This is a genomic window from Cyclobacterium sp. SOCE241, assembly GCF_056867545.1.
This window is the reverse complement of the sequence record NZ_CP149779.1, coordinates 3,418,463-3,430,339: the sequence shown is the minus strand read 5'-3', so window position 1 is coordinate 3,430,339 and position 11,877 is coordinate 3,418,463. Positions and strand designations below refer to the sequence as shown.

Here is an 11,877-nt window from a genome sequence, read left to right as displayed (position 1 = left end):
TGTTTGAGGCATAAATAATATTTGGCCAGAGTATTATTCACTTATCAGTTTGATAATTAATTCAAGTCAATTACTTAAATAATGACCCAATCATGACAATTATTCAAAATAATATTAAAAGAACATTTATCATCGCCATAGGAGCATTAATTTTTTTATAAATGATTTTAATGCCTTTGCTCAGATATCAACCAAGCTATCTGGAACCATTACAGATCAGCAAACCGGGGAAGCTATTATTGGCGCCCTTGTAAGTTTGGAAGGCACTTCTCTTGGAGCAATTTCAGACTTTGATGGGAAATATAATTTGGAAACAAATTTAGAAGGGGAGCATATCTTGAAGGTTTCTTTTTTAGGGTTTTCAACTATTGAGGAACCTGTAGTTTTAGGACAAGGTGATATTTCCAGAGATTTCCAGATGAGTGCGGACCTTGTTGGTTTGGATGTAGTCATAGTAACAGGAAATACAGATCCTAAAACCGCCATTGAATCAAGTATTTCTGTGAGTTCTATAAGGACAGACCAATTTAATCAGGCAGCACCAAGATCCACTGCAGAAATTTTCAGAAATCTACCTGGAGTGAAAACAGAGGCAACAGGTGGAGAAGGCAATGCAAATATTACTGTCCGAGGAATACCTATCGCCACAGGAGGTGCTAAATTCTTACAATTACATGAAGATGGACTTCCAGTGATGCAGTTTGGTGATATTTCATTTGGTAACGCCGATATATTCTTAAGAGCCGATAATACGATTGACAGAATAGAGGCGCTAAGGGGAGGATCGGCATCAGTACTTGCAAGTAATTCTCCTGCGGGTGTTATCAATTTTATAAGCAAATCAGGTAAAGTTGAAGGTGGTTCAGTTGCAACCACAGCTGGGCTGGATTACAATACATTCAGGACTGACTTCGAATATGGTGCTCCTATTGGAGAAGATATGAACTTTCACATAGGCGGGTTTTGGAGACAAGGAGAAGGCCCTAGGGATGCAGGCTACAATGCAAATTCTGGTGGGCAAATCAAAGCTAATTTTACTAAGAAATTTGATAAAGGTTTTGTTAGACTGTATTTTAAGCATCTCAACGACAGGTCTATTGGTTACCTTCCTATGCCAGTGCAAGTGACAGGGTCAAATAGTTCTCCTGTATTAGGGAATGTTAATAATTTCAACGCGCTTACCGGAACTCCTCATTCACCTTATTTAATGACTAATTTGAGTATGGGAGCAGATGGGGACTTGAGAAGGAGTAGTCTTCAGGAAGGGATGAATCCTATATCTACTGCAATTGGAGGTGAGTTTAACTTTTTCCTAGGCAATGATTGGTCTATCGTCAATAAATTCAGACAGCAATTTAATACAGGACGTTTTGTGTCCCCTTTTCCTTCAGAAGTGACTGATGCCCAGTCGATGGCTAACTCAATTGGAGGTGATAATTCGGTCTTAAGTTATGCTAATGGTCCAAATGCAGGAAATATAATAAGTAATCCATCCGCATTAAATGGCAATGGACTGGCTATGAGAATACACCTTTTTGATGTGGACTTCAATAATTTCAATAACTTTTCCAATGACTTACAACTGTCAAAGGAAATGGACAATGTCAATTTTACTTTTGGTTTTTATAAAGGTATCCAACATATCAATATGTCTTGGTTGTGGAATTCTTACCTGATGGAAGTTAACTCCACCAATGCAGCTTTACTAAACGTTTCGAGTGCAGATGGTAATACTACTTATACTGAAAATGGACTTACCGCTTATGGGGTTCCTTTCTGGGATAATTGCTGTACTAGAAATTATGATGCAGTTTATGACGTGAATGCACCTTACATAAATACCAGTTTTGAATTCGGGGAGCTATCTCTTGATGCGGGTTTGAGGTATGATTATGGTAGCGCTTTTGGTACTTATGCAGGCGCTGTACAATCTGCTATAGATATGAATCGAGATGGGATGATTTCAGTGCCTGAGCAAAGTGTATCCTCCGTGGATAATGCAAATGCAAACCCAATTAATTACGATTGGAGTTACCTTTCTTACTCTTTGGGTTTGAATTACAAAATCTCAGATAGTCAGGCAACTTTTGCAAGATATAGCCGTGGTGGTAGGGCTAATGCTGATAGGTTATTATTTGGCCCGGGAATAGCTGCTGACGGATCTGCTGTAGGTGGATTAAATTCTGATATGGTTACGCAAATGGAAGCTGGTTTTAAATATAAATCACCTAAAATAGGTGTTTTCGGAACAGCCTTTTATTCAAATCTCGAGGAACAAAATTTTGAAGCAACTACTCAACAGTTCTTTGACAGAGAGTATACAGCCTTAGGACTAGAACTTGAAACAGCAGCAAGATTTGGGAAATTTGATGTGAGAGGAAGTGTTACTTGGACAAAGGCTGAAATCTCAAAAGATAAATTAAATCCTGAAATAGAGGGGAATACTCCAAGGAGGCAGGCAGATTTTATTTATTACCTAACGCCATCTTACAATTTTAAAAAGGGTACTGTAGGGTTTAACCTAATAGGTACTACCGATATGTTTGCTCAGGATAATAACGATTTGGTAATGCCGGGATATACTCAAGTGAATGCTTTTGCTTACTATGATATAGTAGAGGGGCTTTCGATTGGTGTTAACTCCAATAACTTGTTTAATGCATTTGGATTGACAGAGTCAGAGGAAGGTTCCATTACAAACGGAGCTACAAATGTGATAAGGGCTAGATCTATCAATGGTCGTACAACCTCTATTACACTTAAGTTTAAATTTTAGGCATATGATTGGGGGGTGGTCAGAAATGACTGCCCTTTTCAATTTAATGAATTAGATCGTGAAAAACCAGATACAACTAATAACCTATGCCAATAGGCTTGGAGACAATGGATTAAAAGGAATCCATAAATTAATTAAGAACGAATTTAAAGATGCATTTGGAGGGATTCATTTATTGCCTTTTTATTTTCCTATTGACGGTGTAGATGCCGGGTATGACCCAATTGATCATACAAGGGTAGACGAGAGGATTGGTTCATGGACGGATGTTTCCAAAATGAGTACAGATTTTGGTATATTGGCAGACATTATAGTAAACCACGTTTCTGCTCAATCAAAGGAGTTTAAGGATGTGGAAGAAAAAGGTGTTGATTCCCCATTTTTTGATTTATTCCTGACCAAAGAAAAAGTATTCTCTGAGGGGCTTCGGTAGAGGATATTGAGGCTATTTACAGGCCCAGACCCAGTATACCATTTACGAAAAAAACAATTGCAAATGGGGAATCAATAAATTTATGGACTACTTTTACAAGTAACCAGTTGGATATAGATGTTTTGCATCCATTGGGTGAGGCCTACCTGAATTCCATACTTGAAAAATTTAGTCAGGCAGGCATTAAGATGATTAGATTGGATGCAGCTGGATATGCAATTAAGAAGGCAGGTACTTCTTGTTTCATGCTTCCAGAAACCTATAAGTTTCTCGATAAATTTGCAGGGAAGGCAAAGCGTTTAGGAATGGAAGTATTGGTTGAAATTCATTCTTATTATCGAGAACAGATTAAGATTGCACAGAAAGTTGACTTTGTCTATGATTTTGCCTTGCCCCTTTGGTGCTTCATAGTATAAGAAGTAGAAGATTTACGGAGTTAAAGAACTGGCTGGAAATAAGTCCGAGGAATTGTGTGACAGTATTGGATACACATGATGGTATAGGAGTGATAGATGTTACAGGGAGTAATGGTAACCCAGGTTTACTAACTGATGAAGATGTGGACCTTTTAGTTCAGAGTATTCATAAAAATGCCAATGGGCAGAGCCTTGAAGCAACTGGAGAAGCAGCATCTAACCTTGATCTTTATCAGGTCAATTGTTCCTTTTATGATGCCCTTGGAAAAAATGATCAGGATTATCTGATAGCTAGGGCTATTCAATTTTTCTGCCCAGGTATCCCTCAGGTGTATTATGTGGGATTTCTTGCCGGAGAAAATGACATGGAGCTGCTCAGAAAAACTAAGGTAGGGCGTGATATTAATAGGCACTATTATGAAAATGAGGAAATAAGGATGGCTTTGGAAAGGGATGTAGTTAAATCCCTGATAAAGCTAATGAAGTTCAGGAACAATCATCCTTCATTTGAAGGCGATTTTATTATTGAAAAAGTGATTCCGATGCACTTATTCTAACATGGGTCAAGGATGAGTTTAAATCAACACTTAATGTTGATTTTGAGGAGAATATTTTAAGAATAAGTTATTCAGATAGTACGGGAAATTCCATGCTTCAACTATTCTAGAAAAACCAATGACCAATAAATTCAAACTATCGTTTTGGCAGATTTGGAACATGAATCTGGGTTTTTTCGGAATCCAGTTTAGCTTCGGACTTCAACAAACTGCAGTTAACCCTATTTTTTCATTTTTAGGAGCAGACCATGCTCAACTTCCATTATTGAATTTGGCAGGTCCTGTAACGGGACTGATCATCCAACCTATAATAGGGGCCATTTCTGACAAAACCTGGGTGCCAGGTTGGGGGAGAAGAAAGCCTTTTTTATGATAGGTGCGATTATAGCAAGCCTTAGTTTGTTTGCTTTCCCCTACAGTTCAGAACTTTGGTTTGCCGTAGGCTTACTTTGGATACTTGATGTGGGAAACAATACTGCTATGGAACCTTACAGGGCGCTAGTGGCGGATAAGTTACCTGAGGAGCAACTGACTTATGGTTTTCAGATGCAAAGCCTTTTCGTAGGGGCGGGAATTACTATCGCCAACTTTTCCATATTTCTGTTTCAGGACTGGTTTTCTCACCATGATATAGCTTCAGAAATTTGTGACCCTACCTCCGCTATGGTTTCAGGAATTCCAACTTGGGTTTATTATTCTTTCTTTCTAGGGGCAGTTGCTTCAATGGGTACCATTATTTGGTCAGTAATCAAGACCCCTGAAATCCCGCCCTCTGAAAAAGAGCTGAATATATTGAAACGCAACAATGACATACCTTTTATAAAAAAGCAACTGCTCCTATTTTAGAGATTATTGGGGCAATAGCCGATATGCCCAAATTGTTAAAAACCTTATCTGTAGTCTATTTATTTCAATGGTATGCCTTATTTATTTACTGGCAATTCATTACACCGATGTTGAGAACCTCTATATATGGAATTAGCAATAATGATATGTTAAAATTTGAGACGATCAAAGCGCTGTGCATGAGTGGCTCGGTGGTAAGTCCGGCTGATTTAGAATTTGCTGAAGGCATACAACGTTTGTCTGAACAGGCATTATCCCAAACAGGCTTAATGAACGGGACTTATAATTTGGTTACCATGATTGTTGCATTGGCTCTAGTACCACTTGCTGCCAAGTTCGGTAATAAGTTGGTATATGTGTCTAGTCTTTTTTTAACAGGTATTGCAATGTTAGTACTTCCTTTTATTCAGGATGAAATTCTATTGCTTCTTCCCATGATTTTATTGGGGATCGGATGGGCAACCATAATGGGCGTCCCTTATTCCATTGTCTCCAAAGTTATTCCAAATGAAAGGCGAGGAGTATACATGGGGATTGTTAACATGATGATAGTGGTGCCTATGTTTATTCAAACCATAACCTTTGGTCCTATTATTCATAATTTGCTAAATGACAACCCTGTTAATGCGATCCTTTTTGCTGGAGGTTCATTTATGGTGGCAGGTGTATTGGCTATACGTTTAAATACTTCAGAAAGTAATATATGAAAAATCTTTTTTAATTATAGTAATTGTAATTAGCCTTGGATGCAAGCATCAGGCGGGGAATAAAATAATCATTTACGGAAGTGAAAAATGCAATCATTGTATTCAACTCAAGAATGACTTAGACAGTGCTGGAATGCAATATACTTTCTATGATCTAGATGTAAACCGGGAAAAAGAATTGGAGATGATTAATAAATTAAAAAACATAAAATTCGAGGCAATGTTTCCATCCCTGTCCTTGACCTAAATGGTAAACAATTAATTATAGGGGCAGATTTTAAGAAGTTGCAAGGGTTTTAAAATCAATAAAATAAGCCTGTCTCATGTTTACGGGAAGTGTGGTAATCGGAAGAAAATCAGAAATAAAAAGTAGAAATCCACTCAAAGATTAGAATAACCTATTCTTTATTAATAGGTTGGTGATAAGACTGAGTTGGGAGAAAATCTTCTGGCGTCTATTTTTAACTTCTAAATCATTAACATATGAGTGCAGTTTCATCTCGTCAACGGAGGCAATTTAGTATGCCGAAAAGTTATTTGAGGCGTAGAAGGTTTTTTGCATCAATGGTTGTTAGTTTGCCAGGTATGGTAAGGCCAAGGCTTAAAGGCTTGTTTTATTTATTGAAGTATGGGTTGATTTCTAAGCGGGATAAGGCAATTTAAATCCTCTCTAAAAAACTTCTATATTCTTCTTGTAAACTTATTCAAAAAATAGGCTTTATTTTGAGGTGTTGCTGGCAGCTATACCTTTGAAGGTTTTGCTGCAGTATCCCCCTTAATTTGGAGAAATGGTTTGGATGCGTATTTCTGCCTAGGCATTCTGACTTTAAAGGTTAAATCTGAATCTGTTGCCTAATTATTTTTTAGCCCATTTGTGTTTTAGGTATTGAAAGATAGATGGGCCTTTATCAACTTGCGGAAAATCATCCCCTAATAAGTAACCATAGGGTTGAAGGGAAGGAATACTATCAAAAGTTATTTTTAACACTCCCACCATAGGGATAAATAAAACCATTCCTGAGATACCCCAAACAGCCCCACCAATGAGAACGGCTAACAAAACAGCCAAAACGTTTACTTTCACTTTAGCCCCTACTACAAGTGGGGTAATTAAGTTGTTTTCAATAAGTTGTATGCCCCAAAGCACTGCCAATGTTAAGACAGGTGCAAATATGGTGTCAGAAGTCAGGAAAACATAGAAAATCACTAAAATGGAGCTGATGGCTACCCCAATATAAGGGATTAGGTTAAGTATGGCTATAAATAGAGCGAAGAGTAGGTAGTATTTTATTCCAAAAAATAAAAGTAAATGCCGGAAAGTAAGGCAACAAAAAAGGTTACTTTAACCATTCCGATTAAATAGGCATGAATCACTTTTCCTGCATCGGCAACCCATTTGAGAATGGCTTCATTTCTTTTGGAGGATACCTTTAACAGAAAGGCTACGAAAAAATCTCTATAGTACAATAAAAGAAATATGTATAAGGGAATGATGCCAATTAGGGTGATGGATTTGCCTGTATTAAAGAGGGTTTCATTCAAATTACCATCAGCAAACCATTCTATAGATTGTAATTTTTCTCTAATAAGGTTGTTGTCAATTCCGAAGGTAGTTTGCAACTCTGCCCAATAAATATCCATCTTCTCCTGCAATAAGGTATTCATTTCAGGTATGTCTGATAATAATAGAACCATTTGATTAACAAGGATGTAAACAATGGCGGCTCCGAAGGCTGTCACGCAAACAATGCTTATAGCGATTGCTATGGATCTTGGGAAAAGTTGCGATTCAAGCCATTTGCTAACAGGGTATAAGGCAAAAGCAAAAAACACACCCCAGACCAAAGGGACCAATATAAATGCACCAATATTCATTAAATATAAAAAGAGCGCGATAGAAATTAGAGCGTAAGCAAAAATTGTAAAGGATGAAGTTTACTTTCTGACATAGCCATGGAAATGGTTGGAACAATAAAAATAGGAATTAGTAAAACAGAATGCCAGTAAAATTTTTCTTAATGCAGAGGTGCTTGGTTTTCACTAATTTAATAACAATTACATAAAAATTTGCGTATTACTGGTGATTGATGTAATATTGTAGGATCGAAAAGCAGAAGATTGCCACCCTGGCAGTTTCAGAAATGTCTGTATTCCTTTTTATACTTATCAAGATACATACCATTTTATCATTTACACAGTCTTAGAATTACATTCACGCGTTTTTTATGTATAACATAGAAGAATTAAGAATCAGGCTACTGTCTGAATTAAAGGAGATCGCCGAGGAGTTGGGGGTAAAAAACTTTAAATCTTTGAAAAAGAAGATTTGATTTATGCCATTTTAGATCAACAAGCTATCACTCCGGAAAAATCCCTACCAAGAAAAAGCCTTCCAAAGTAGAAGTGGAAGTAAAAAATGATCCTACTGAAGCAGAAACCAATACAAAGGCTAGCGTACCGGTAAGTGAGGAGAAGCCTAAATTTAAAAGGCAAAATGTAACCAAGATTCAGAAAGAAAACACTGAAGATTCGGAAAAAAGCGCCAAACCTACCAAAGCTCCAAAACCTAAGGAAAGGCCAGCAAAATCGGAAGAGAGGTCTCCTAAAGTTGAAGAACGGGCTGCTAGGCCTGAAGCAAAAAAACAGGATAACAACGAAAAACCGGCAAAGGATAAATCCAATAACAAAAAATCCAACGAGCCGGTTAAGGGAGAAGACAATAAAGGAAGAAGTTTTAGGCCTAGGAGACGGGCTGTGGTGGATATAGAAGAAACCAAAACCAGTCAAGAGACTTCAACTCCTGCTTCCAACGATCAAGAGTTTACTAAAAGGAAGCCATCTAAAGAGGTTTCTGAAGACCAATCGCCGACAGAAAAACCTTACAACCCTAAGAGAAAGCCTTCTGTAACCATTAAAGATTTTGATGGAATTATAGAAAATTCAGGAGTACTTGAAATCATGTCTGATGGATATGGCTTTTTACGATCTTTGGATTACAATTACCTCGCCTCTCCGGATGATATTTATGTATCTCCTTCTCAAATAAAACTTTTTGGTCTTAAAACAGGGGATAATATTCAAGGTCAAATCAGACCTCCAAAAGAAGGAGAGAAATACTTTGCTTTATTGAAGGTTGGAACTGTCAATGGAAAAACTACTGATGAAATACGAGATAGGATTCCATTTGAATACCTCACTCCATTATTTCCAGAAGAACGTTTGAGTCTAACCACTACACACGATAATTTATCTACTAGGATCGTCGATCTTTTTGCACCAATTGGAAAAGGTCAAAGGGGAATGATTGTGGCTCAGCCTAAAACCGGTAAAACAGTACTCTTGCAAAGAATTGCTAATGCCATTGCTGAAAACCATCCGGAAGTTCACTTGATGATCCTTTTGATTGACGAAAGACCTGAAGAGGTGACCGATATGGCACGTTCTGTTAAAGCAGAAGTGATTTCCTCTACTTTCGATGAACAAGCAGAAAGGCATGTGAAAGTGGCCGCTCTTGTCTTAGAGAAAGCCAAAAGAATGGTAGAGTGTGGGCATGATGTGGTCATACTCCTGGATTCTATCACTAGGCTCGCTAGGGCACACAATACTGTTGTGCCTTCCTCCGGGAAGATTTTGTCCGGTGGGGTGGATGCCAATGCCTTGCATAAACCAAAACGTTTCTTTGGCGCTGCAAGAAATGTGGAAAATGGTGGATCCCTTACCATTATCGCTACAGCACTCGTTGAGACAGGGTCTAAAATGGACGAGGTGATTTTCGAGGAATTTAAAGGAACCGGTAATATGGAGTTATCTTTGGATAGAAAACTTTCCAACAGAAGAATTTATCCTGCCATTGATGTGCCTGGTTCAGGTACCAGAAGAGAAGATTTATTGATGGATAAAGAGGAAATGCAGCGCGTATGGATTTTACGTAAAATCATGTCTGATATGACTTCTCAGGAGGCCATGGAATTCTTACTTCAAAGAATGAAAGGTACCAGAGATAACGCTGAATTTTTAATTAGCATGAATAGTTAAGTAAGGCATTAAACCTATTATTCAATAAAAAAGAGGCTTATCAGTCTTAAATAAAAAACCCGTTTTATACGGGTTTTTGCTTTTCATGATCAATTATTTGTCTTTCAAACACACTATTTTAAATTTTCTATTTTTTTATCTTTGATTTAGCTTGATTTAACCCCTAAAATATAGCGTTTATCGACTAAGTCACTAAATGGTCATAGTCATAGGTACTTTTATACTGTTATAAAAACAAACAGCTATGAAAGTTCTTTTAATTCTACGCAGCTTTTTAGAATAGTTTCTTTATTAATCCTTATCACCGTCTTTGCTTTGGTGACAGGAAACACCTATTCACAGGATTTTGTTAGTGTGAAAGATGGGGCATGGAAAACAGACGGAACCTGGGAAAGTTCATCAAGCTGCTCAAATTGGAATAATATAAGTAATGGGCAACCACCTGTATCCAAGAACTGGGGTTGTGAAGTAACGGTTGTAATCAACCATGAAGTAACATATAGCGGAAATGCTTCAGGTTTTGGGAGTGGTGTTTTTACCAGCCTCGAAATTGGTCCAAACGGAAAATTAATTTTTGAAGATAATATTACCATCAATGGTGGTGGATCTGTTCCTACAATTACTTTGGCTGAAGGTGCAGAATTAGTCGTTAATGGAAAATTTGATATTGATAGAGGTGTTGAAATTGTGGTTCCTAAGAATGCAAAATTGACCATTAATAATTTTGAGATTGGAGACAATAAACCGGTAGTCACAATTGAAGAAGGCGCCATATTGGTAGTCAATGAAGAAACCCATGTAAGGAGTCAGAGCACTTTAAATGTATTTGGGCAACTTCTGACGGTTGAACTTAACTATTCATCAGGTGGAGAAATCAATATTGGGTCGAATGATTTTTCAGGAGAAGTTTCTGTTTCAGGAAATATGTTGATTGGAAATGGAGCTTTAAAAATGCTCAATAATAGTACCCTATTTGTGGGAGGTACCTCCTCAACAGGAAATAGTGGATCGATTTATTTGGAAGACAATGCTAATTTGAGGTTAGTTGGAGATGTGGAAATGAGTAAAGGGGGATCTATGACTTTGATGGATAATGCATCATTTTCTTTTGAGTCGGATTATTCGACAAGTGGAGGAGCTAAGATTGTATTGAATACCAATGCAAGAGGAATAGTTCATGGTAAAGTGGTTATGACCAATGGTACCATTACCTTAAAAAATGATAGTGAAATAATGGTAGGGAGTTCCCTCACAGCCACCAAAGGAGCTAAGATTACTGGGGAAGATAATGGTGCAATGTTTATTTGTGATTACCCTAACTCCACTAAGGAGAACACAAGTCATGTAAGCTTGAGCGGGAATTCTTTTTACGGAAATGGATGTTTTGCCCTACCTGTGGTTTGGAAGTCTTTTGATATTGTGGTAACCCATAACAATATTTCCAAATTGGTTTGGGAAACTGCTTCAGAAGATGGGAATAGCCATTTTGAGGTAGAGCGTTCAATCAATGGTATCGGGGGTTTTGAGAAAATAGCTGTTTTGAATGGGTCCGGATGGACGAACGCTATTAGCAAATATACTTTTGAAGACCCTGAATTGAATGAGCTAGTTGGTTTGGTTTACTATAGGATCAGGCAAGTTGATTTTGATGGAAATCAAATGGTTAGCGATGTTGTTTCAATCAAAGCCTCAGGAATAGAATCCGGAGATGAACCAATTTTATTAACCGCTTACCCTAATCCTACAGATGGATCGTCCCTGAATTTAAAATTGGCTTCCGGTAATATAACAGGGCCTGTAAATGTAAGGTTTTTACAAACCTCGTCAGTAGCTAGTTTTGAGGGTGAAGTAGGTATGGAGCTTGATCAATGGTTATTGACTGTAGTAAACAATGCCAGTAAAGGAATGGCTGTATTAGAAGTAATTTATGAAGGAGAAGCTTATCGAATGAAGATAATGAAGATATAGTTTGTCACCCGATTTTTACAAGGTTGTATTTATATTTTTTATCAGTCGAGAGGAACTTTCTAGGTCAGGAGGCTCCTCTCTATTTTTATGGACCTTTTTGTATTTGGAAATGAATTAAAAACCGGTAAAATGTTTGAGG

10 protein-coding genes and 2 pseudogenes are annotated in these 11,877 nt (G+C 37.5%); 11 read left to right on the top strand and 1 reads right to left on the bottom strand.

Going from position 1 to position 11,877, the window contains the following annotated elements; translation table 11 throughout:
- The first annotated feature begins 124 nt into the window (after positions 1-124).
- From WG932_RS17085 to WG932_RS17050, 8 genes are all read left to right on the top strand, one after another.
- Positions 125-2,776, top strand: a complete 2,652-nt coding sequence (locus WG932_RS17085; RefSeq protein WP_483088669.1) for a TonB-dependent receptor domain-containing protein — start codon at positions 125-127, stop codon at positions 2,774-2,776.
- Positions 2,777-2,834: 58 nt separating this feature from the next.
- Complete coding sequence (locus WG932_RS17080) at positions 2,835-3,209, top strand: alpha-amylase family glycosyl hydrolase (protein ID WP_483084776.1); 375 nt, start codon at positions 2,835-2,837, stop codon at positions 3,207-3,209.
- A gap of 107 nt (positions 3,210-3,316) precedes the next feature.
- The gene (locus WG932_RS17075; protein WP_483084775.1) at positions 3,317-3,625 is read left to right on the top strand and encodes a hypothetical protein; all 309 of its coding nucleotides are present in this window, start codon (positions 3,317-3,319) and stop codon (positions 3,623-3,625) included.
- Positions 3,626-3,681: 56 nt separating this feature from the next.
- Positions 3,682-4,182 (top strand): hypothetical protein, encoded by a 501-nt coding sequence (locus tag WG932_RS17070; RefSeq protein ID WP_483084774.1) that lies wholly within the window; start codon positions 3,682-3,684, stop codon positions 4,180-4,182.
- 118 nt (positions 4,183-4,300) lie between these two features.
- Positions 4,301-4,555: a hypothetical protein gene (locus tag WG932_RS17065; protein ID WP_483084773.1), complete on the top strand. Its 255-nt coding sequence runs from the start codon at positions 4,301-4,303 to the stop codon at positions 4,553-4,555.
- Positions 4,552-5,028: a hypothetical protein gene (locus WG932_RS17060; RefSeq protein ID WP_483084772.1), complete on the top strand. Its 477-nt coding sequence runs from the start codon at positions 4,552-4,554 to the stop codon at positions 5,026-5,028. The genes WG932_RS17065 and WG932_RS17060 overlap by 4 nt, the downstream gene beginning before the upstream one ends.
- A gap of 23 nt (positions 5,029-5,051) precedes the next feature.
- A complete protein-coding gene (locus WG932_RS17055) occupies positions 5,052-5,735 on the top strand; it encodes an MFS transporter (RefSeq protein ID WP_483084771.1) in 684 nt (227 codons plus the stop codon).
- Positions 5,713-5,982, top strand: coding sequence for a glutaredoxin family protein (locus WG932_RS17050; RefSeq protein WP_483088668.1), 270 nt, complete (start codon positions 5,713-5,715; stop codon positions 5,980-5,982). The genes WG932_RS17055 and WG932_RS17050 overlap by 23 nt, the downstream gene beginning before the upstream one ends.
- Positions 5,983-6,591: 609 nt before the next feature.
- Here the strand turns inward: WG932_RS17050 and WG932_RS17045 are convergent.
- Positions 6,592-7,610: pseudogene (locus WG932_RS17045) on the bottom strand (AI-2E family transporter).
- 350 nt (positions 7,611-7,960) lie between these two features.
- Between WG932_RS17045 and WG932_RS17040 the strand changes: the two are divergent.
- The 3 genes and pseudogenes from WG932_RS17040 to WG932_RS17030 all read left to right on the top strand — a co-directional run.
- Positions 7,961-8,144: pseudogene (locus tag WG932_RS17040) on the top strand (Rho termination factor N-terminal domain-containing protein); the annotation flags it as partial.
- Positions 8,139-9,770 carry a transcription termination factor Rho gene (gene rho, locus WG932_RS17035; protein WP_483088667.1) on the top strand — a complete coding sequence of 544 codons (1,632 nt, stop codon included), beginning with the start codon at positions 8,139-8,141 and terminating at the stop codon, positions 9,768-9,770. The pseudogene WG932_RS17040 and the gene rho, both read left to right, overlap by 6 nt.
- A 315-nt stretch (positions 9,771-10,085) precedes the next feature.
- The gene (locus WG932_RS17030) at positions 10,086-11,738 is read left to right on the top strand and encodes a hypothetical protein (protein WP_483084770.1); all 1,653 of its coding nucleotides are present in this window, start codon (positions 10,086-10,088) and stop codon (positions 11,736-11,738) included.
- The last annotated feature ends 139 nt before the right edge of the window (positions 11,739-11,877 follow it).

Excerpts from the sequence above, each read along its gene's own strand:
- WG932_RS17065 (WP_483084773.1), top strand. The coding sequence starts at position 4,301 with ATGACCAATAAATTCAAACTATCGTTTTGGCAGATTTGGAACATGAAT.
- WG932_RS17060 (WP_483084772.1), top strand. The coding sequence starts at position 4,552 with ATGATAGGTGCGATTATAGCAAGCCTTAGTTTGTTTGCTTTCCCCTAC.
- WG932_RS17055 (WP_483084771.1), top strand. The coding sequence starts at position 5,052 with ATGCCCAAATTGTTAAAAACCTTATCTGTAGTCTATTTATTTCAATGG.